Source organism: Terrabacter sp. Ter38 (genome assembly GCF_024519435.1).
GTDB lineage: Bacteria > Actinomycetota > Actinomycetes > Actinomycetales > Dermatophilaceae > Terrabacter.
Genome location: NZ_JALJRZ010000013.1, coordinates 82,291 through 103,363, shown reverse-complemented (window position 1 = coordinate 103,363; position 21,073 = coordinate 82,291). Strand labels below are relative to the sequence as shown.

20 protein-coding genes are annotated in these 21,073 nt (G+C 70.2%); 4 read left to right on the top strand and 16 right to left on the bottom strand.

Annotated features, from left to right (window positions below):
- Positions 1-47: 47 nt before the first annotated feature.
- The 5 genes from NR112_RS20780 to NR112_RS20760 form a co-directional block, all read right to left on the bottom strand.
- On the bottom strand, positions 48-1,061 hold the full coding sequence (locus tag NR112_RS20780) for a LacI family DNA-binding transcriptional regulator (RefSeq protein ID WP_020145689.1): 1,014 nt from the start codon (positions 1,059-1,061) through the stop codon (positions 48-50).
- Between the two features lies 1 nt (position 1,062).
- On the bottom strand, positions 1,063-2,949 hold the full coding sequence (locus tag NR112_RS20775) for a glycoside hydrolase family 13 protein (RefSeq protein WP_256796188.1): 1,887 nt from the start codon (positions 2,947-2,949) through the stop codon (positions 1,063-1,065).
- A complete protein-coding gene (locus NR112_RS20770) occupies positions 2,946-3,893 on the bottom strand; it encodes a sugar ABC transporter permease (protein ID WP_256796187.1) in 948 nt (315 codons plus the stop codon). Before NR112_RS20770 ends, NR112_RS20775 begins: the two co-directional genes overlap by 4 nt.
- Positions 3,893-5,437, bottom strand: a complete 1,545-nt coding sequence (locus tag NR112_RS20765) for an ABC transporter permease subunit (RefSeq protein WP_256796186.1) — start codon at positions 5,435-5,437, stop codon at positions 3,893-3,895. The genes NR112_RS20770 and NR112_RS20765 overlap by 1 nt, the downstream gene beginning before the upstream one ends.
- A 149-nt stretch (positions 5,438-5,586) precedes the next feature.
- Positions 5,587-6,909: a maltose ABC transporter substrate-binding protein gene (locus NR112_RS20760; RefSeq protein WP_256796185.1), complete on the bottom strand. Its 1,323-nt coding sequence runs from the start codon at positions 6,907-6,909 to the stop codon at positions 5,587-5,589.
- Between the two features lie 269 nt (positions 6,910-7,178).
- On the opposite strand from NR112_RS20760, the gene NR112_RS20755 reads away from it, so the two are divergent.
- The 3 genes from NR112_RS20755 (at position 7,179) to NR112_RS20745 (ending at position 10,310) form a co-directional block, all read left to right on the top strand.
- The gene (locus NR112_RS20755) at positions 7,179-8,282 is read left to right on the top strand and encodes an ABC transporter ATP-binding protein (protein ID WP_028785824.1); all 1,104 of its coding nucleotides are present in this window, start codon (positions 7,179-7,181) and stop codon (positions 8,280-8,282) included.
- Positions 8,283-8,409: 127 nt separating this feature from the next.
- Positions 8,410-9,069: a Pr6Pr family membrane protein gene (locus NR112_RS20750; RefSeq protein WP_256796184.1), complete on the top strand. Its 660-nt coding sequence runs from the start codon at positions 8,410-8,412 to the stop codon at positions 9,067-9,069.
- Positions 9,066-10,310: a DUF4032 domain-containing protein gene (locus tag NR112_RS20745; protein ID WP_256796183.1), complete on the top strand. Its 1,245-nt coding sequence runs from the start codon at positions 9,066-9,068 to the stop codon at positions 10,308-10,310. The genes NR112_RS20750 and NR112_RS20745 overlap by 4 nt, the downstream gene beginning before the upstream one ends.
- A 56-nt stretch (positions 10,311-10,366) precedes the next feature.
- Here NR112_RS20745 and NR112_RS20740 read toward each other — a convergent pair whose 3' ends face one another.
- From NR112_RS20740 to cysS, 4 genes are all read right to left on the bottom strand, one after another.
- Positions 10,367-10,885: a vitamin K epoxide reductase family protein gene (locus tag NR112_RS20740; RefSeq protein WP_256796182.1), complete on the bottom strand. Its 519-nt coding sequence runs from the start codon at positions 10,883-10,885 to the stop codon at positions 10,367-10,369.
- 28 nt (positions 10,886-10,913) lie between these two features.
- The gene (locus NR112_RS20735; RefSeq protein WP_256796181.1) at positions 10,914-11,765 is read right to left on the bottom strand and encodes a DUF929 family protein; all 852 of its coding nucleotides are present in this window, start codon (positions 11,763-11,765) and stop codon (positions 10,914-10,916) included.
- Positions 11,766-12,046: 281 nt separating this feature from the next.
- Complete coding sequence (gene rlmB, locus NR112_RS20730) at positions 12,047-13,018, bottom strand: 23S rRNA (guanosine(2251)-2'-O)-methyltransferase RlmB (protein WP_256796180.1); 972 nt, start codon at positions 13,016-13,018, stop codon at positions 12,047-12,049.
- A gap of 1 nt (position 13,019) precedes the next feature.
- Positions 13,020-14,528: a cysteine--tRNA ligase gene (cysS, locus tag NR112_RS20725; protein ID WP_256796179.1), complete on the bottom strand. Its 1,509-nt coding sequence runs from the start codon at positions 14,526-14,528 to the stop codon at positions 13,020-13,022.
- 116 nt (positions 14,529-14,644) lie between these two features.
- Here cysS and NR112_RS20720 point away from each other — a divergent pair, with 116 nt between their 5' ends.
- Positions 14,645-15,394 carry a hypothetical protein gene (locus NR112_RS20720; RefSeq protein WP_256796178.1) on the top strand — a complete coding sequence of 250 codons (750 nt, stop codon included), beginning with the start codon at positions 14,645-14,647 and terminating at the stop codon, positions 15,392-15,394.
- 74 nt (positions 15,395-15,468) lie between these two features.
- Here the strand turns inward: NR112_RS20720 and NR112_RS20715 are convergent, their stop codons facing one another.
- The 7 genes from NR112_RS20715 to NR112_RS20685 form a co-directional block, all read right to left on the bottom strand.
- Entirely contained in the window at positions 15,469-16,143 is a 675-nt protein-coding gene (locus tag NR112_RS20715; protein ID WP_256796177.1) for an MBL fold metallo-hydrolase, read from the bottom strand.
- A complete protein-coding gene (locus NR112_RS20710; protein WP_256796176.1) occupies positions 16,140-17,222 on the bottom strand; it encodes an S-(hydroxymethyl)mycothiol dehydrogenase in 1,083 nt (360 codons plus the stop codon). The genes NR112_RS20715 and NR112_RS20710 overlap by 4 nt, the downstream gene beginning before the upstream one ends.
- 170 nt (positions 17,223-17,392) lie before the next feature.
- Positions 17,393-17,998 (bottom strand): hypothetical protein, encoded by a 606-nt coding sequence (locus NR112_RS20705; RefSeq protein ID WP_256796175.1) that lies wholly within the window; start codon positions 17,996-17,998, stop codon positions 17,393-17,395.
- A 99-nt stretch (positions 17,999-18,097) separates the two neighbouring features.
- On the bottom strand, positions 18,098-18,604 hold the full coding sequence (gene ispF / locus NR112_RS20700) for a 2-C-methyl-D-erythritol 2,4-cyclodiphosphate synthase (RefSeq protein WP_256796174.1): 507 nt from the start codon (positions 18,602-18,604) through the stop codon (positions 18,098-18,100).
- Complete coding sequence (locus NR112_RS20695; RefSeq protein ID WP_256796173.1) at positions 18,604-19,401, bottom strand: SDR family oxidoreductase; 798 nt, start codon at positions 19,399-19,401, stop codon at positions 18,604-18,606. The genes ispF and NR112_RS20695 overlap by 1 nt, the downstream gene beginning before the upstream one ends.
- Positions 19,402-19,549: 148 nt before the next feature.
- Complete coding sequence (gene ispD, locus NR112_RS20690) at positions 19,550-20,179, bottom strand: 2-C-methyl-D-erythritol 4-phosphate cytidylyltransferase (RefSeq protein WP_256796200.1); 630 nt, start codon at positions 20,177-20,179, stop codon at positions 19,550-19,552.
- A gap of 91 nt (positions 20,180-20,270) precedes the next feature.
- Positions 20,271-20,753: a CarD family transcriptional regulator gene (locus tag NR112_RS20685; protein ID WP_020145708.1), complete on the bottom strand. Its 483-nt coding sequence runs from the start codon at positions 20,751-20,753 to the stop codon at positions 20,271-20,273.
- Positions 20,754-21,073 lie beyond the last annotated feature (320 nt).

Genomic DNA, 21,073 nt, shown 5'->3' with positions numbered 1-21,073 from the left:
AACCGTCGGCGATCCGGTATGCCGTGTCGTCGCCTGAGCGAGCGCGGTCAGTGGCGTCGGACGGCGCCGGTCGACCCGCGGACCACGAGCTCGGGGCGGAAGACGTACTCCGCCCGGGGAGAAGGCTGCCCGGCGATCTCGTCGAGCAGGGCGCGCACGGTCGCAGCACTCATCGCGTTGACGCTCTGGCGCACCGTCGTCAGGGGTGGGTCGGTGAAGGCGATGAGCGTCGAGTCGTCGTAGCCGACGACCGAGAAGTCGCGCGGCACGTTGAGGCCGCGCTTGCGGGCCTCGCGGATCGCGCCGAGCGCCATGAGGTCCGAGCCGCACACGACGGCTGTGGCGCCGCGGTCGAGGAGGCGTCCGGCCGCGGTCGCACCGCCCTCGACGCTGAACAGGGAGCGCTCGATGAGGTCGTCGACGTCCGAGCGACCCGTCAGCTCCTGCATCGAGTGGCGGAACCCGGCGATCTTGCGGATGACCGGCACGTAGCGGTCTGGACCGACCGCGAGGCCGATCTCGCGGTGCCCGAGGCTCACGAGGTGCTCGAGCGCGAGCCCCATCGAGGCCACGTCGTCGTTGCTGATGAAGGGCGCGTCGACACCCTCGATGTAGCCGTTGACGAGGACGAGCGGCAGGTTGCGGTCACGCAGCGCGACGTAGCGGGCCGAGTCGGTCGTCGTGTCGGCGTGCAGGCCGGAGATGAAGATGATGCCGGCGACCCCGCGCTCGAGGAGCATCTGGACGTAGTCGTCCTCGTGGACTCCCCCGGCGACCTGGGTGCACAGCACCGGGGTGTAGCCGTTCTGCGCGAGGGAGTTCTCGATGATCTGCGCGAACGCGGGGAAGATCGGATTGGTCAGCTCGGGGACGATGAGCCCCACCAGCCCGGCGCTCTTGCGCCGCAAGCGACTCGGCCGGTCGTAGCCCAGGACGTCGAGTGCCGTCAGCACGGCCTGACGGGTCGACTCGGCGACCCCGGGCTTGCCGTTGAGGACGCGGGACACGGTGGCCTCCGACACGCTCGCCTGGTCGGCGATGTCGCGCAGTCGCGCCTTCATCTCACCTCCCCCTTCGTCGCACGTGGCGTGGACCATCGTCGGTCGGGCGCCACGTCCAGATGCTGACGCTCGGACCCGAGGCGCTCAGTGTGACAGCACGCTTGCCGACCTTCGGAGCGGGTCCGTATGCCGGTGCGCCGGACTCGATCCCGGCGAGGTGCCGCGGGTCGAGCACGACCGGCTCGTGCGCCGCGCGCGCGACGTGCACCAGCGCCACCTCGTCGAGCGTCTCCCGCAGGTAGACCATGGCGTCGCCTTCGGCATGCACCCAGCGCAGCCCTCCGCGCCGCAGCGCGACCGAGCGCTGACGCGCGTGGATGAGGCCGCGATAGACGGCGAGCGTGTCTGCGTCCCAAGCGTTCTCGTCCCACGGCATCGGACGACGCCCGTCCTCGCCGAAGGTGCCCTCCATGCCGACCTCGTCGCCGTAGGTCATCATCGGCATCGACGGGAAGGTCATGAGCAGGCCGACCGCCGTCTCGACTGAGTCGCGGCCGACGAGCGTCCGGATCCGCGGGACGTCGTGGGACCCGACGAGGTTGAAGGAGTGGACGAGCGACTGCCAGGCGATCCGTGACGTGAAGTCGCGCATCGTCTCGACGACCGCACCCGCATCGAGCAGGGGCAGCGGCACCGGGGCGCCGAGGAAGCGCGGGTCCTTCGGCTCCTCACGCAGCCACGTCCACGCCGGCTTGCAGAAGCCGGCGTAGTTCATGACACCGTGCCAGCCGTCACCGGGCATGTCGGGCGTGTAGTCGTGGAAGTGCTCCCCGACGAGCAGGGCGTCCGGCGCAACGCGACCCATGACGTCACGCATCTGCCGGGCGACGTCGTGGTTGACGTCGGTGGCACGCCAGCGACCGGTCATGTTCGCGACGTCGACACGCCATCCGTCGAGCCCGCCCGAGCGACCCAGCCACTTGCGTACGACCCCCTGGGGGTCCTCGAAGATGCGGTGGCGCAGAGCGGTGTTGAGGTGGTTGAGCTTCGGCAGGGACGGGACGCCGAGCCAGGCGACGTAGGTGCCGTCCTCCCAGATGTAGTAGTCCCGCTCCGGGGTGTTCTTCCCGCCGGGACCGGCCGCCTTGAGGAACCACTCGTGGGCGTTGCCCGTGTGGTTCGTCGTGAAGTCGCCCATCACCTTCATCCCGCGCTCGTGGGCGGCCTTGGTGAGCCGGCGCAGGGCCGGGGCCCCGCCGAGGAGCGGGTCGATCTGCTCGAACGACGACGCGTCGTAGCGGTGGTTGGAGCGCGCCGGGAAGAACGGCGTCATGTAGACGACGTCGACGCCGAGCGACTCGAGGTGGTCGAGGTGCTCGGTGATGCCGTCGAGGTCGCCGCCGTAGAGCTGGTGGGCGACGCCCTTCGGGCTGAGGTCGACCGGGTCGGACCACGCGGCGGCCACGGCCCACTCGGGCGTCGAGTGCCGGTCGGCGCCCTTCGAGCGCGCGAACCGGTCGGGAAAGATCTGGTAGACGACGGCCCCGAGCGCCCACTCGGGCGGCGGGCTCGCGTGGGCCACGAGACGGAAGTCGCTCGCGTCAGGGACGTCCCGCTCGTGGACGCCGGTCCCGTTGAGCCACACGTACTTCGTCGGGCCGCCCGTGAGCAGGAAGCGGTAGTTCGTCACCGGGTTGTGGCAGGTCAGGGAGGCACGCCACCAGTCGTCGACGCCCGTCGTACGGACCTTGCGCGCCACGGTGAAGGTCACCTCACCGTCGGGCGAGGTGCGCACGTGGACGGCCTCGACCCCGGCGTCGAGCGGGACCCGAACGAGCACGTCGACGCGGTCACCGAGGCGGGGCGCCTGGTCGGAGACGTACCGCCCCGATCCGTCGTGGTGCGGCTGGCTCAGCCACGTCTGCTGGCGGGTCGGGGCACCCGTCACTTCACGGATCCCGTGGTCAGGCCACCGACCAGCTGACGCTGGAAGGCGAGGTAGAGCAGCATGACGGGGATCGAGCCGAGCAGGGCCCCGGCCGTGAAGCGCCCGAAGAGGGTGTTCGCGTCGTTGCCGAGCGTCATGCCGTAGAGGCCGACACCGAGCGTCTGGTTGTCGACGTCGGTGAGGAAGACGCTCGCCAGCATGAACTCGCCGTAGAGGCCGACGAAGACGAGCATGAAGACCGTCACGAGGATCGGCATGACCAGTCGCAGCGTCATCGTGAAGAAGATCCGCGCGTGGCTCGCGCCGTCGACGATCGCCGCCTCGTCGAGCTCGCGCGGCACGGTGTCGAAGTAGCCCTTGAGGAGCCAGACGTTGGCACCGAGCGCGCCACCGAGGTACGCGAGGATCAGACCGGTGACGGTGTTGAGGCCGAGCGCCGGCAGCACGTCACCGATGGCCGCGAAGATGATGTACGTCGCGACGATGGCGAGCAGCGCCGGGAAGAACGTCGTCAGCAGCAGGAACATCATGCCGCCGCGACGGCCCTTGAACCGCAGGCGCGAGAAGGCGAACGCCGCACACGCCCCGAGGAAGACCGCCCCGAGCGCCCCGACGAACGAGATGATCATCGAGTTCTTGTACCAGGTCCAGAACGGACGAGAGCTGTCGTTGAAGAGGTCGGTGAAGTTCTTCGTCGAGAAGCCCGAGGGCCACAGGCTCGCCGTGTTCAGCGTGCCGCTGGGGTTCGTCGCGGCGGAGTAGATGAAGAGGATCGGGAAGAGCGCCCACATCAGGGCGAGGATGCCCAGGGCATGACGCCACCACACCGAGCCACCGAAGCCGCCGCGCTTGGGTGAGGCCGGGGTCGTGGTGGTGCCGGTCTCCTCCGAGACGCGGGCGTCCATGCGCGGGTCGGCAGGGACAGGGGCGTTGACGGTCGACATCAGTTGACCTCCTCGAGAGCCTTGGTGCGACGGAAGCCCGGGATGCTCATCAGCGCCACGAGCAGGAAGATGATCACGGACACCGCCGCAGCGAAGCCGTAGTTGGGCGCGCTGCCCGAGAAGGCCAGGCGGAACGCATACGTGATGAGCAGGTCGCTCGAGCCGATGCTCGTGTCGGCACCGTTGAACGGGCCACCCTTGGTGAGCAGGTAGATGAGCCCGAAGTTGTTGAAGTTGAACGCGAACGACGCGAGGAGCAGCGGCCCGACGGCCACGAGCAGCAACGGCATGATGATCGAGCGAAGCGTCCGGAAGGCGTTGGCTCCGTCGATGGTCGCGGCCTCACGCACGTCCTGCGGGATCGACTGGAGCGCGCCCGTACAGACGATGAACATGTACGGGAAGCCCAGCCAGAGGTTCGTGATGAGGATCGCGGCCTTGGCCCCGGCGGGGGTGCCCAGCCAGTCGACCGAGATGTTCAGCGTCTGGTTGATGATGCCGTAGTCCTGGTTGAACATGCCCTTCCACACCAGCGCCGTCACGAAGCCCGGCAGGGCGTACGGCAGGATCAGCAGCGACCGGTAGATCGCCTTGCCGCGCAGCCTCGGGTCGTTGAAGAGCAGCGCGATGAGCATCCCCAGCAGGAACGTCGTGAGCACGGACAGGATGGCGAAGGCGATGTTCCAGATGAAGATGCTGAGGAAGCCGCTGCGGATCGTGCTGTCGGTGAAGATGCGGGAGTAGTTCGCGAGCCCGATGTTCTCCTTCCAGCCCTGCGGGAAGGACTGGGTCGCGTCGGCGACGTTGACCCACTTCGCGTCCTTCGGCGCGTAGACCGTCGGCGGTGTCGTGCCCGCGTCGGTCAGCTTGTCGGCGGCAGCGTCGTAGGTGACCGTCGCCTTGCCCTCGAAGGCCTCGGAGAGACCGACCGGTTTGATGCCGCCCCCGTCGCTCGTCGGTACGGCGATGGCCGACAGGTCCTTGCTCCGGGCGTTCGCCTGCTTGGCGGTGAGGACGGTGTAGCCGGGCGCCTTGGTGATCTTGCCGATGGAGGTCTTCTCGACACCGGCCGGGGGTAGCGGCTTGAGTCCGGTCGTCTCGCCGACGTACGTGCTTCCGTCGGGCTTGGTGAGCAGCAGCACGAGGTCTGCGGTGACGGGGTCGCCGCCCTCGGCGATCGCGACCGACATCTTGTAGCGCGGGGTGTCAGGAACCTCACGCACCGACTGGGCGATGATGTCGGTGACCGACTCCTGCTTGCTGTAGAGGTGCCCGTCGCCGTAGTTCGTCGTCGAGAGGCTCGCGGTGTAGAGCACCGGCCACAGCTGGAACAGGATCATGAACAGCAGACCCGGGACGAGGTACTTGAGGGGCACCGAGCGCCGCGTGGCGTAGACGGCCAGGATGCCCATCCCGACGAGTCCCGCGATGACGACGGCCATCGTGTTGCCTGCCTGCGCGAGCCTGGTGGCGATCCACAGGATGCCGGCCAGCGTCGCGACGATGAGAACCCACTTGATCGCGAGAGCGATGGGCTTGGTCATGTGACACGTCCTTTTGCGCCGACCCGGCGCCGTTGCCGTAGGTGCACGAAGGGGAGCCCTCGCGGAGCTCCCCGGTGGCCCGTGCGCGGGCCGGGTCTCCGGGGTCCGCCCTCAGGACGGACCCCGGAACCCTTGTCAGACTGAGGAGCTCAGCCCTTGGCGATGTTCGCCGTGATCTCCTTGGCAGCAGCGTCGAGACGCTCCTTCGCGCCGGCCTTGCCGGCGATGATGTCGGCCGTCGCCTGGCCGAAGGGGCCCCACACCGAGTTCATCGCGGGGATGTTCGGCATGGGCGAGCCGTCGATGCCGGCCTCGTACCAGGCCTTGACGTCGGGGTCGCTCGCGGCGACCTCGGCGTAGGCCTCCTTGAGAGCCGGCGGACGCTTGCCGACCTCGAAGAGCGCCAGCTGGACGTCCTTGCGGGGGATGTAGTTCGTGACGAACTCCTGCGCGAGGGCGGCGTTCTTGGCCTTGCTCGAGACGTAGAACATCTGGACACCGAGGAACGGACGCATGGCGCCACCACCGGTGAGGCTCGGCAGCGGGGCGATGCCGTAGTTGACGCCGGCTTCCTTCGCCTTGGCGACGCTCCACGGGCCGGAGATCATGAACGGGGTGGCCTTCGTGTCGAAGAGCGCGTCCTGGTTCGTGTCGTCGACGTTGGTCGAGAGGACCTTCTTCTTGCCGAGCTCGGCGAGGACGTCGCCACCCTTGATCGAGTCGGGGGTGTTGACGATGACCTTGTTCGGGTCGTAGTCGCCGTTGGGCTTGATGGCGAAGATGCCGCCCTCGGGGAACGCCGAGAGGTACGGGTAGGCGAAGTACGCGTTGCCGACCTTGGAGACGAACTGGCTGAGGACCTGCTTGGCCTTGCCCTCCTTGACGAGCTTCTCGCCGGTGGCGACGAGCTCGTCCATGGTCTTGGGCGGGTTCGGAACGAGGTCCTTGTTGTACATGAGGCCGATGTTCTCGACGGCGTAGGGAACGCCGTAGGACTGGCCGTTGAACTTCGTGGCCTCGATCGCCTTCGGCAGGAACTTCGCCGCGACGTCGGAGCTGAGGTTCACCGGCGCGACCGTCGAGTTCTGGACGAGCTCGCCGAGCCAGTCGTGGGCACCGACGATGACGTCGGGGCCCTTGCCGACCTTGGTCGCGTCCTTGAACTGGGCGCGGGTGTCGGTCGAGATCTGGACCTTGACGGTCACACCGTTCTCGGCGGCGAACTGGTCGGCGTACTTCTGCACGGCCGCGGAGCGGTCGGCGTCGGTCCAGATGACGAGGTCGACGTTGGCGTCACGGACGGGAGCAGCGGTGCCGCTCGGCGTCTCCGGGGTGCCGGTCGTCGTCGCCGCCTTGCTCGTGCCGGCGGCGCCGGTGTCGGACGGGGTGGTGGGGCTGGACCCACCGCAGGCGCTGAGGGCCAGGGCGGCAACACCCGTGACGGCAGCAGCGCCGAGCGCACGCTTGTGCATGGATTCTCCTTTGAAGCCAGGTGGCACACGCCGCCACCGGTGCCCCGGAATCTAGCAAGAAGTTGCAGACACCGGGAACCCGCTTGCTGCAATTTTTTGCAACGTTCTGGACACGACGTGAAACCGCAGGTCAGCGGCGCGTGGCTGGGACGGGGGTGGTCTTCGGGCCGGCCATGGGTCATGATGTCGATGCCTGCTCACTCGGGCAGGCACACCTTTACAACGGATCGTCCGGCACGTTCCTGCCGGTGAAGGAAGGCAATGAAGCCATGGCAACAGTGACGTTCGACAACGCGACGAGGCAGTACCCCGGGAACCCGATTCCCTCCGTCGACAAGCTCAACATCGAGATCGCGGACGGGGAGTTCCTCGTCCTCGTCGGCCCCTCCGGGTGTGGCAAGTCCACCTCTCTGCGCATGCTCGCCGGCCTCGAGGAGGTCAACGGCGGACGCATCCTCATCGGTGACCGCGACGTGACGAACCTGTCCCCCAAGGACCGCGACGTCGCGATGGTCTTCCAGAACTACGCGCTCTACCCGCACATGACGGTCGCCGACAACATGGGCTTCGCGCTCAAGATCGCCGGAGTCGACAAGGCGGAGATCCGCAAGCGCGTCGAAGAGGCCGCCAAGATCCTCGACCTGACGCCGTACCTCGACCGCAAGCCGAAGGCCCTCTCCGGTGGTCAGCGCCAGCGCGTCGCGATGGGTCGCGCGATCGTGCGCTCCCCCCAGGTCTTCCTCATGGACGAGCCGCTGTCCAACCTCGACGCCAAGCTCCGCGTGCAGACCCGCACGCAGATCGCCTCGCTCCAGCGCCGCCTGGGCGTCACGACGGTCTACGTCACGCACGACCAGGTCGAGGCCATGACGATGGGTGACCGCGTCGCGGTGCTCAAGGACGGCATCCTCCAGCAGTGCGACAGCCCGCGCCGCATGTACGACCACCCCGCCAACGTCTTCGTGGCCGGGTTCATCGGTTCGCCGGCCATGAACCTCATGGAGGTGCCGGTCACCGACGGTGGCGTCGACCTGCACGGCCACACGGTCCCCGTGGCGCGTGAGGACCTCGCCAACGTCGGCAAGAACGTCACGCTCGGTGTTCGTCCCGAGGACCTGGAGCTGTCGTCCGACCAGTCGGGCATCCCCGTCACGGTCGACGTCGTCGAGGAGCTCGGCGCCGACGCCTACATCTACGGCTCCACCGAGCAGAAGCTGCTCGAGGCCACCGGCGAGAACGCCGGCGCCGTGCCGTTCATCGCCCGCGTCGACGGTCGTCGTCCCCCGGAGAAGGGCGACAAGATCTACCTCAAGCCGAAGTCGGGCCACGTGCACGTCTTCAACGCCGAGTCGGGGCTGCGCGTCGGCGACTGAGCCACCCGCATACCTCCGCATCACGCCGCTGGGCCGGCACCCGTCCCGGGTGCCGGCCCGGCATCGTCGTGGCGCAACGCTGGACAACATCCGGCACCGTGACATCGGCACGCCCTAGGCTCCGTGTGTGACCACATGGACGATCGGGCGGTACTGGCACGTCGCGACGCTCGTCGTCGCGGTCTTCGCGCTCGTCTTCCAGCTCTACCTCGTGGCGACGGGCGACAACATCCTCGACTCGAGCGCGGTGACGACCGCCCGGCCCGAGCAGGTGCGGCGCTTCTTCTCCTACTTCACGATCCAGTCGAACGTCCTCGTCGCGGTCTCGACGTTCCTCATCGTGCGCGGACGCATCGAGTCGCAGGTCTTCCGTGTCGTCCGACTCGCGTCCCTGGTCGGGATCACGGTGACCGGAATCGTCGCAGCCATCGCACTGCCCCCGTCGCCGAGCTACACGACCGGCTCGCTCATCTGCGACCGCCTCCTCCACATCGTCGTACCGGTCCTCACCTTCGTCGGCTGGGCCGTCTTCGGACCGCGAGGCAAGGTCACCCGCGAGGACCTGCTGCCCGCGCTCATCTGGCCGGCCCTCTGGCTCGTGGCCACCCTCGCCCTCGGACCGCTCGTTGACTGGTACCCCTACCCCTTCCTCGACGTCGGCGCCATCGGCCTGGGCCGCACCCTGCTCAACTGCGCCGTCATCGCCCTCCTCTTCCTGGCGTTGGCCGCCCTTGCGCTCTGGGCTGATCGACGCCTGTCGCGCGACCGTGCCACGATGAACGCGTGACGCTCGAGATCACCACCGCCAGGCCCGAGTCCGCCCTGCTCGACCTGCCGTGGTCGACACCGCTCGAGGAGTGGCCCGAGAGCTACCTCGCCGCGCTCCCCCGTGGCATCTCGCGTCACGTCGTGCGCTTCGTCAAGCTCGGGCCGCGTGTCCTCGCCGTCAAGGAGATCAAGGACGACATCGCCGACCGCGAGTACGCCATGCTGCGCAACCTGCGTCGCCTCGACGTGCCGTCGGTCGAGCCGTTCGGTGTGGTCCACGGTCGCACGGCGCCCGACGGGGAGCCGCTCGACGCCTGCCTCATCACGCGCCACCTGCAGTTCTCCCTGCCCTACCGCGCCCTCTACAGCCAGAACCTCAGGCCCGACACCGCAGTGCGTCTCATGGACGCCCTCGCGGTCCTCCTCGTGCGCCTGCACCTCGAGGGCTTCTGGTGGGGCGACGTGTCCCTCTCCAACACGCTCTTCCGGCGTGACGCGGGCGCCTTCGCCGCCTACCTCGTCGACGCCGAGACGGGTGAGCTGCACGCACGGCTGTCCGACGGCCAGCGCGAGCACGACCTCGACATCGCGCGGGTCAACATCGCCGGGGAGCTCATGGACCTCGCGGCCGGGGGCTTCCTCGAGGAGCACGCCGACCCCTTCGAGGTGTCTGCGTCGGTCATCGAGCGCTACCACACGCTCTGGAACGCCCTCACCGGCACGGAGCGCTTCGAGCTCGGTGACCGCTGGCGGGTCGATGAGCGCATCCGGCGCCTCAACGAGCTCGGCTTCGACGTCGACGAGCTGTCGATGACGACCGACATCGGCGGCACCGAGATCGTCATCACCCCGAAGGTCGTCGATGCGGGCCACCACTCCCGCCGCCTGCTGCGCCTGACCGGCCTCGACGTCGGCGAGAACCAGGCCCGCCGCCTGCTCAACGACCTCGACGCGTACACCGCCGCGACCGACCGTCAGGGTGACGACGAGGAGATCGTCGCGCACGACTGGCTCGCCAAGATCTACGAGCCGGTGACGCGTGCCGTGCCCCGCGAGCTGACCGGGCGCCTCGAGCCGGCCGAGATCTTCCACGAGGTCCTGGAGCACCGCTGGTACATGAGCGAGCGCGCCGGGCACGACACTCCCATCGAGGAAGCGCTGCGCGACTACGTCGCGACGGTGCTGCCGACGAAGCCCGAGGAGAAGTCCGTGGTCGGCGTCGACACCGAGGAGATGCCGGTCATCGGCCGTTTCGACTGAGGACGCGGCCCCGTCGGGTCGAGGTGCTTCGTCGCGGCCCGGCGCGACGGCACACCTCAACCTGCCAAGGCGTCGTCGTCGGTGCTGGTCGCGAGGTCGTCGGCCGGGCCCGAGAGGATCTGGCCGAAGAGGACGACGATCCAGAGCAGGAACGTCACGACGTGGACGGCCGTGCACCACAGGCAGATCGCATGGATCCGGTAGAGCTCGGCCCACACGAGGTAGAGCGCCATGCCGAGACCGATCGTGAGCCAGGCGAGGCGGACGGCGTCGAGCCACGGCTCGGGACGCCGCCAGACCGACGGCAGGCACAGGCCCAGGGTCACCACGAAGAAAAAGAGGCCGAGCAGCGCCACGGGCACACCCATGAAGGTGCTCCACGCGCTCGTCGTCACCTTCGCGCAGTCGATGACGCCGCCGATGCTGCAGGCGAGGGTCGCGTTGGCCGTGAAGTGCTCGAACGTCAGGTAGACCGAGACGATCAGCCCGACGACAGCGAGGCCGACGGACACCGGGGCGAGCCACCCGGGCCGGACTCGCCCGGCACCGACCGGGGCACCGTCGGCCGTCGTCACGTCGTCACGCTGCGGGCTCACGCCGCCGTCACCGCTTGAGCAGCACGGACGCGGAGGACACGCCCTGGCTCGTGCAGACGTTGGCGGGCTGGCCCTTGGTCTGGTCGCAGATCTGGGCGGTGATCATGTTGATGGCCGGCGTCACCGTTTTGCCGATGTCGGACGTCGGGTCCTGGATGCCGGCGATGATCTGGTCGTAGGTCTTGCCCTCGAAGGCGTTGGCGTCGACCGTCGCGCCGTCGGTGGCGTGGGTGCCGCCGTAGGTGATCCACGGGATGCCGCCGCCGGGGTTGAACTTCTGGAAGAGCGCGAGGTTCTCGCCGTCCAGGGTCTGCAGCGGCTGCTTGTTGCGGTCCTGGGTCTCGACGGCCTCGAACGCGACGGCGTCGCTGGTGTACTTCGCGTCCTTGAAGGAGAACGTCGGGGTGTTCGGGTGGACGTCGTCGCTCGAGCTCGTCGTCTCGGTGACACCGATGAACGTGCCGAAACGGGACAGCGCGCCGATGAGCGCCCAGCGCTCCATCGCGCAGAACGGGCAGTACTCGGCGCCGACGTAGAGCACCTTCGGCTTGCCGTCCTGGGTCAGTGCCGTGCCGCCCTGGAGCTTGGCGGGCGCCTGCTCCGGGGTCGGCGCGGGAGCCTGGTCGAAGAGGGACGCCGGCAGCTTCTCGAGCGTGGCGAGGGCGGCCGCGCCGCCGCTGGCCGCGGGAGCATCCTTGGGTCGGTTGGAGATGACGATCCCCAGGACGACCGCGATCACGACGACGACGACGGCGACCGACGCGGCGATGACCTGCGTGCGCTGACGGTCCTTGCGGGCGGCCTCGGCGCGCAGCTGCGCTGCCCTGGCGGCCGTCTCGGCACGGTTGCTCTTCGCCACGAATCTTGTCCTTCGGTCGGTCCCGCTGCGGAGCCGCAGCGCTCAGTTGCGCGCCCTCACCGGCAGTCACGGCGTACTACAGGGCGTAGTGGAGGTCGACAGCACTGTATCGAGCACCACTTGACCAGCGTCGGGCGGCCCGTCGGAGTTCCCGGAGCGTATGCCGGACGGTCACCAGTGGCCGGATCGTGACCTCGGCCGACGGGCGCCCAACGGCCGGGCGGCCAACGGCCGACCGACCGACCGGCCGACCGACCGACCGACCCCGCGGCCGGCCGCCATCAGCGGCGGCGCTGGCGGGCGATCTCGTAGAGGGTGACGCCCGTGGCCAGCCCGGCGTTGAGCGACTCGACGGCAGAGCTCATCGGGATCGACACGATCTGGTCGCACGTCTCGCGAACGAGGCGCGAGAGCCCCTTGCCCTCCGACCCGGTGACGATGACGAGCGGCTCCGTCGCAAGGGAGAGCTCGGGCAGCTCGACGTCGCCGTCCATGTCGAGACCGAGGATGAAGAAGCCGGCCTTCTTGAACTCCTCGAGGGCGCGGGTCAGGTTGCTCGCGCGCGCCACCGGGATGCGGGCCGCAGCACCGGCCGACGTCTTCCACGCCGACGCGGTCATCCCGACCGAGCGGCGCTCGGGCACGACGACGCCGTGGCCGCCGAAGGCCGCCACGGAGCGCACGATGGCGCCGAGGTTGCGCGGGTCGGTGATGCCGTCGAGCGCCACGACGAGCGGGATGCCGGGCATCTCGGGGTCGATGAGGTCGTTCGGGTGGGCGTACTCGTAGGGCGGCACCTGCAGCGCCATGCCCTGGTGCACGCCGCCGTCGGTGAGGCGGTCGAGCTCGCCACGGGGCGTCTCGAGGATGGCGAGGCCACGCTCGGTCGCGATCTTGAGCGCCTCGCGCACCCGGTCGTCGGTGTCGATGCGGGTGGCGAGGTACATCGTCGCCACCGGCACGTCGGCTCGCAGCGCCTCGACGACGGAGTTGCGGCCGTAGACCATCTCGCTCGAGGCCTTGCTGCGGCTCTTCGAGCGGGCCTGGCCGCGTCCGCCCGGTCCGGAGGCACCGGAGCCGGACCGCTTCGCGGCGGCCTTGGCGCGCTTGTGGGCGGGGTGGTACTCGCGCTCGGAGGCCTTGGGCGTGGGGCCCTTGCCCTCGAGTCCGCGGCGGCGCTGGCCACCGGAGCCCACGGTCGCGCCCTTGCTGTTCTTGCGGATGGCGCCGCGCCGCTGGGAGTTGCCTGGCATGTCAGCCCTGTGCCTTCTCGGCCCGGACGGCCGCGGTGGGGTGGTCGGTGGTCGTGTCGGTGGCGGTCGTGTCGGCCTCGCCGCGCGCCGGTCGGGCCAGCGACCACTGGGCGCCCGACGGGGTGTCGGTGATCTCGATGCCGACCGCCGTGAGCGTGTCGCGGATCTCGTCGGCCCGCTCGAAGTCGCGCTCCTGGCGGGCCACCTGGCGGGCGTCGAGCTGGGCCCGGACGAGTGCCTCGAGGGCCAGCTCGGCGGCGGCGTCCTCGCCACTGCCACCGGAGCCCCAGTGCGCGGCGAGCGGGTTGATGCCGAGCACCTCGGTCATGGCGACGACGGCGGCCGCCGCCTCGAGGGCCGCCTCGTCGTCGTCCTCGTCGAGGGCACTGTTGCCGGCGCGCACCGTGTCGTGCACGACGGCGAGCGCCCCGCTGACGCCGAGGTCGTCGTCCATCGAGGCGACGAAGGCGGCCGGGAGCGCGACGGCCCCCAGGGGCACGATCGCGCCGCGCCGCGCCGCGCGTTCGAGGAAGCCCTCGATGCGCTCGACGGCGGCCGCGGCCTCCTCGAGGGAGCCGGGGTGGTACTCGATCATCGAGCGGTAGTGCGCGGCGGTGAGGTAGTAGCGCAGCACGATGGGCCGCGTCTGCTCGAGCAGGTGACGCACCTCGAGGGCGTTGCCGAGGGACTTGCCCATCTTCTGGCCCTTGACCGTGACCCACGCATTGTGGAGCCAGTAGCGGGCGAAACCGAGCCCGGCCGCGCGGGACTGCGCCTGCTCGTTCTCGTGGTGCGGGAAGCGCAGGTCGATGCCGCCGCCGTGGATGTCGAACTCGTCGCCGAGCCAGCGTCGGGCCATGGCCGAGCACTCGAGGTGCCAGCCCGGGCGGCCGGGGCCGAAGGGGGTCGGCCACGAGGCGCTCTCCGGCTCGTCGGACTTGTGGCCCTTCCACAGCGCGAAGTCGCGCGGGTCGCGCTTGCCGCGGGGGTCGGCGTCGTCGGCGCCCACCATGTCATCGAGCGACTGGCCCGTCAGCGAGCCGTACTCGGGCCACGAGCGCACGTCGAAGTACACGTCGCCGCTGCCGTCGGGGGCGGCATACGCGTGGCCCTTCTCGATGAGCGTCTCCATCAGGGTCACCATGTCGGGGACGTGACCGGTCGCCCGTGGCTCGTAGGTGGCCGGCTCGACGCCGAGCGCGTCGAGCGCCTGCGAGGTGAGGCGCTCGTTGCGGTAGGTCAGGGCGAACCAGTCCTCACCGGCCTCGGCCGCCTTGCGCAGCACCTTGTCGTCGATGTCGGTGACGTTGCGCACGAGTGTGACGTCGTAGCCGTGACCGACCTCGAGCCAGCGGCGCAGCACGTCGAAGGCGACGGCGAAACGGATGTGCCCGATGTGCGGTGCACCCTGCGTCGTGAGGCCACAGATGTACATGCCGACCTTGCCCGCCTCGCGCGGCGTGAAGTCGCGCAGCTCTCGGGTCGCGGTGTCGAACAGTCGTAGGCTCACCCGCCGAAGTCTATCGGCGCGTCGCCGCGAGCCCGACCATGCACGCACGAGCGCGTATGCCGTCCGCCCGCCCCTTGATCGCGACCTCTCCGGTGCCCCACGGCTACGCTCGGGCCATGGCGCAACCGCGGCTCACGAGCTACGAGCGGCTCGACGGTTCCGAGGTGCGCGCCGTCATCGGCTATCTTAGCGAACGCATCGACACGTATCTGCCCCGCCACCCGGGCCTCCGCGCGGCCACCGAGGAGCTCGGCAAGGTCGTCGACGCCCTCCTCGACCGGCGCCGGCGTGCCCCTGCTCAGCGAGCCGCCCTGGTGTGGACCTCGCGGGCCCTCATCGTCGTGGTCCTGGCCGTGTCGCTCGTCGCGGTCGGGATCGCGGTGCGTGACGCCGTCGCCCGGGCCGGGTCCGTGGCCGCCTTCGAGTGGCTGCCCGTCGTCGAGAGCCTCATCAACGACCTCGTCTTCGCCGGCATCGCGATCTGGTTCCTCCTGTCGCTCGCCGACCGGGTCGTGCGCAACGACCTCATAGCCCGGCTGCACCGCCTCCGCTCGCTCGCCCACATCATCGACATGCACCAGATGAGCAAGGACCCGGCGGCACTGCTGCCCGACACCCCGCTCGGCACCGTGGCGGGCGACGAGGTCGTCAGCCCACGCACGATGTCGGTGCGCGGCTACGCCCTCTACCTCGAGTACTGCTCCGAGCTGCTGTCGCTGACGTCCAAGGCCGCCGCCCTGTGCGCCGAGGAGTCGACCGACGCCCTCGTCCTCGACACCGTGAGCGAGATCGAGAACCTCACGACGGGCATGGGCCGCAAGATCTGGCAGAAGATCAGCCTGCTGCGCGACGCTCCCCGCGCCTGAGCGAGCGGGGACGCCGACCCCGAGCCACCCGGCATACGCCCCGCGTGCGTATGCCGGGTGGCTCGGCAGGTGGGTCAGTGGCCCCTGCGGATCCACTCCTCGACGTCCGGCTTCTCGTCCCCGATGGTCGTCGCGCGGCCGTGGCCGGTGAGGACGACCGTCTCGGGTGGGAGCGGGAGCAGCTGGTCCCTGATCGACTCGACGATGGTCGGGAAGTCCGAGTAGGACCGGCCCGTCGCGCCGGGGCCGCCCTGGAAGAGCGTGTCACCCGTGAAGACGACGCCGAGGTCGCGGGCGTGGAAGCAGCAGGCTCCCGGTGCGTGGCCCGGGGTGTGCAGCACGAAGAGCTCGACGTCGCCGACCTGCACGACGTCGCCGTCGGCGAGGTCCAGCGACGGCGCGAGGTCGGGGCGGCTCTGGTCCCACAGCACGCGGTCGTCGGGGTGGAGCGCGACCTTCGCCCCCGGGTGGGCGGCGAGCAGCTCGGGCACGACCGTGACGTGGTCGTCGTGCGCGTGCGTCAGCAGGACGTGGGTCAGGCGGCGGTCACCGACGAGCTCGAGGATCGGGCCGGCGTCGTGCGGGGCGTCGATGACGACGCACTGGGTGTCGTCGCCGATCACCCAGACGTTGTTCTCGACCTCCCACGTGCCGCCGTCGAGGCTGAAGGTGCCCTCGGTCGTCGTGTGGTCGATGCGGACGCCGCCCTGCGAAGGCGTGACCCGGTCGCCCGCCGCGTCGGCGCTCACAGCTCGACCACCGAGCGCAGGACCTCACCGGCGTGCATCTTGTCGAACGCCGCCTCGACGTCTCCGAGGCCGATCCGCTCGGAGACGAACGCGTCGAGGTCGAACCGGCCCTGCTTGTAGAGGTCGACGAGCATCGGGAAGTCCCGGCTCGGGAGGCAGTCGCCGTACCAGCTCGACTTGAGGCTGCCACCACGGCCGAAGATCTCGATCATCGGCAGGGTGACCTGCTGGTCGGGCGTGGGGACGCCGACGAGGACGACGGTGCCGGCGAGGTCGCGGGCGTAGAAGGCCTGCTCGTAGGTCTCGGGTCTCCCGACCGCCTCGACGACGACGTCGGCGCCGTTGCCGTCGGTGAGGCTGCGGATCGCCTCGACCGCGTCGGTGTGCGTGCTGTTGACGGTGTGCGTCGCGCCGAAGTGCTTGGCCTGCTCGAGCTTCGCGTCGCTGACGTCGACGGCGATGATCGTCGTCGCGCCGGCCACCTTGGCACCGGCGATCGCGGCGTTGCCGACGCCGCCGCAGCCGATGACGGCGATCGAGTCGCCACGCCCCACGCCGCCGGTGTTGACGGCCGCTCCGAAACCGGCCATGACGCCGCAGCCGAGCAGGCCGACGGCGGCGGCGTCCGCCTCGGGCACCTTGGTGCACTGGCCGGCGGCGACGAGCGTCTTCTCGATGAAGGCTCCGATGCCGAGGGCGGGCGTCAGCTCGGTCCCGTCGGTCAGCGTCATCTTCTGCGTCGCGTTGTGCGTGTTGAAGCAGTACCAGGGCTTGCCCTTGGCGCAGGCCCGGCACTGGCCGCACACGGCGCGCCAGTTGAGGATGACGAAGTCGCCGGGCTCGACCTCGGTGACGCCCTCGCCGACGGCCTCGACGTAGCCGGCGGCCTCGTGGCCGAGCAGGAAGGGGTAGTCGTCGTTGATGCCGCCCTCGCGGTAGTGCAGGTCGGTGTGGCACACCCCGCACGTCTCGATCTTGACGACCGCCTCGCCCGGGCCCGGGTCGGGCACGACGACGTCGACGACCTCGACGTCCGCTCCCTTGCTGCGGCTGATGACACCCTTGACGGTCTGCGGCATGTGCTACTCCTGTCGTGCTGTCGTGGCCGGTCCCGGTGCGACGCCCGGCTCGGCTGTCCGGTATCGACCGTACGCGTCGCCGCCGGCCGAACGAGGTGCGCCCTGCTCCCGAACAGGTCGAGGCCCTCTGCGCCACGCGCGAGGGCCTCGGACCGCGTCTGCTGCGGGTCTCAGACGTCGCGCTCCCGCGGCCGGTCGGCACCGTTGGCGGCGTCCCGCGGCTCACCGGGCACGCCGTCGTCGCGGGACCCGTCCTCGCCGCCGTCCTCGAAGCGGTCGAGGTCGTCCGCCGTGCCACTGCGGCCCGGGCCGCGGTGGGTCAGGTCTTCCTCGCCACGGACAGCGCCGGGCTGGTCGAACCGGTCGTCACCGCGGTCGTCGAGTCGGCCCTCGCCGGTCTCATCGATCCGGTGGCCCTCCTTGTCGGTGCGCACGTCGGGGTCGTGCAGGTCGGCCTGCCGCAGCTGCTCGTCCCGTTCGCGGCGTACGCTCTCGGCGCCGGTCGAGTGCTCCCTGGCCTCCCTCTCGAGGCGCTCCGCCTCGAGCTGGCGCTTCTGTGCGTCGGCACGGGCCAGGTCCGACCGTGCCTGGGCCTCGGTCGCCTCGGCCTCCCGGGCGCGCAGGTCGCGGTCGTGCTCGGTTGCCTGCTGCCGGATCTCGGCTGCCTTGTCCCGCTGCATCGCTTCGCGTCGACTCCTGCCTCGAGTCAGCGCGACGACGATGACGGCGATGACGATCACGGCCACGATGATCCAGACGATGGTGCTCGTTGACATGCCGTCCTCCTGGTCAGGCGTCGGGGCGGCGCACGTCGCCCCACAGGAGGCATACCCGTCCCCCGGACCGGGCAAGCGCCGGTCGCAGCCGGCAGGCCCCTACGAGCTCGGGGTGTCGCCGGCCGTCCTGGCGACCAGAGCCGTGGCTATGGCAGCCACCCCCTCGTCCCGCCCGGTCAGGCCCAGACCGTCGGTGGTGGTGCCGCTCACCGACACCGGCGCCCCGGCTGCTGCCGACAGGGCCGACTCGGCCTCCGCACGGCGGGTGCCGATCTTGGGTCGGTTGCCGACCACCTGGACGGCGATGTTGCCGATGTCGTAGCCGGCCTCGCGGACGAGTCGTGCGGCCTCGGTGAGCAGCGTGACGCCGGACGCTCCGGCGAGCTCGGGGCGCGAGGTGCCGAAGTGCGCGCCGAGGTCACCGATCCCGGCCGCCGAGAAGATCGCGTCGCACGCTGCGTGGGCCGCGACGTCCGCGTCGGAGTGGCCGTCGAGACCGCGCTCCGCCGGCCAGTGCAGCCCGGCGACCCACAGCGCGCGGTCGGACCCCTCGGGGGCGTACGCGTGGACGTCGACGCCCACCCCGACGCGCGGGAGCGACGTCATCAGGCGTCCTTCCAGTCGATCGGGCCGCGGTGGATCTTGTGCGGGGCGGCCTGCGCCACCGGCTTGATCACCATCGTGTCGATGTTGACGTGCTGCGGCAGCCCGACGACGAAACCGACGCACTCCGCGACGTCGTCGGCGACGAGCGGACGGTCGACCCCGTCGTAGACCTTGTCCGCCGCGGCCCGGTCGCCGTGGAGCCGGGTGAGCGAGAACTCCTCGGTGTGCACCATGCCGGGCCGGATGTCGACGACGCGGATGTTCTCACCGTTGAGCTCGAGCCGCAGGGTCTCGGAGACGACGGACGTGCCGTGCTTGGCCGCGACGTAGCCCCCGCCGCCCTCGTAGACGCGCTCACCGGCGATCGAGCTGATGTCGACGATCGTGGCCCGCGGGGAGCGCCGCAGGAGCGGCAGCACGGCCTGGGTGACGCGCAGGGTTCCCACGACGTTCGTGGCGAACATCCGCTCCCACTCCGTCGGGTCACCGTCCTCGACGCGGGTCACCCCGAGCGCGCCGCCGGCGTTGTTGACGAGGACGTCGCACCGGCTGAGCGACGCGACGCCCTCGTCCACCGACGCCGGGTCGGTGACGTCCATGACGAGCGCCTGCGCGCGGCCGCCGGCGCCCTCGATGTCGGCCACGACGTCGGCGAGCTTCTCGGGGCGACGGCCGGCGACGACGACGTCGAAGCCGTCGCGCGACAGCCGCCGCGCGATGGCCGCGCCGATGCCGGTGCCGCCACCGGTGATGAGAGCCGTCGGTCGGGACAGAGCGGTGCTGGGTTCGGTCGTCACGCTGCCGAGGATAGGCAACTCGCCGGGTCGATGTGTGCGGCGGTCACCGGCTGCCGCGGATCACCTCGGGGCACCCCCCTGGAGTGATCGCCCCCGTCCGCTCGAGTGGCGTCCGGTCCCGCTCCGGCGCCGGGTGGCATTGCGGGGATCAGGAGGCGCCGAGCAGGCGGGCCGCGGCCTCGAGGTCGCCCGGCGTCGTGACCTTGAGCGCCCGGGGGTCGCCCTCGACGACGAGGACCCGCTCGCCCAGCCGCTCGACGAGCCCGGCGTCGTCGGTGGCGTCGCTCGTCACGGCGTGGGCCCGCTCGAGGACGTCACGACGGAAGCCCTGAGGCGTCTGCACGGCCCGAAGGCCCGAGCGATCCGGGGTGCCGACGACGTAGCCGTCGCTGTCGACCTGCTTGATCGTGTCGACGACCGCGGTGCCGGGCACGACGGCCACGGCGCCTGCCGCGACGGCGGCGACCACGCGGTCGAAGACCTCGACCGGCGTCAGGCACCGGGCGGCGTCGTGGACGAGGACGATGTCGACGTCGCGGCGGAGCACCCGCAGACCGGCAGCGACGGAGTCGCCCCGCTCGGCCCCGCCCGGCACGACGGTCACCGTCGCCCCGGACCCGAGCTCACGGCATACGCCAGCGGTGAGCTCTGCGGCCTGGGCTCGGTGGGCGTCGGGGACGACGAGGACGACCTCGGCCACCGCGGCGCACGACAGGACCCCCTGCAGGGCGTGCCCGAGCAGGGGCACCCCGGCGAGGGGCACGAACGCCTTGGGCAGACCCGCCCCCAGACGCGAGCCGGAGCCGGCCGCGACGACGATGACGCCGACGCGACCGGCTCCGGTCTCGTTGTTCAGTGTGCTGCCCTGATCAGGAAGCGAGGACCTCGTCGAGGATGGTCTCGGCCTTCTCCTCGTTCGTCTTCTCCGCGAGCGCGAGCTCGGAGACGAGGATCTGGCGGGCCTTGGCGAGCATGCGCTTCTCGCCGGCCGACAGACCACGGTCCTGGTCACGACGCCACAGGTCACGCACGACCTCGGCGACCTTGATGACGTCACCCGACGCGAGCTTCTCGAGGTTCGCCTTGTAGCGACGCGACCAGTTGGTCGGCTCCTCGGTGTGCGGCGTGCGGAGCACCTCGAAAACGCGGTCGAGGCCTTCCTTGCCGACGACGTCGCGGACACCCACGAGGTCGCAGTTCTCGGCGGGGACCTCGATCGTCAGGTCACCCTGGGCGACCTTGAGCTTGAGGTAGAGCTTGTCCTCTCCCTTGATCGTGCGTGTGTTGATCTCTTCGATGAGTGCAGCCCCGTGGTGGGGGTACACGACCGTCTCGCCGACCTTGAAAACCATCTGCTGTTTTCCCCTTTCGCGACCTCCAGATTATCACGAAGCTGTAGACATCGCGATCTCAGGATCCGGCATCTGTGCAGGTCAGAGCCACAGTCGAGGCCCGGGACGAGATAACTGACGTCTTGACAGAACGCCGTTCGGCATGCTTCGCGGGAGTCTCTCGGGGACCGTTCAGCGCGCCCGAGACGTCCGTCGGCAGTCGGTCGGGGGCCGGTCGGGGGCCTGCCGGCAGCCTGCCGGCGACCTGTCGACATCGCGTCGGGGCCGCGGCCGGCGTCGGCCCGGCGGCCCCGACGAGCCATGACGGCGGGTGCACGGGT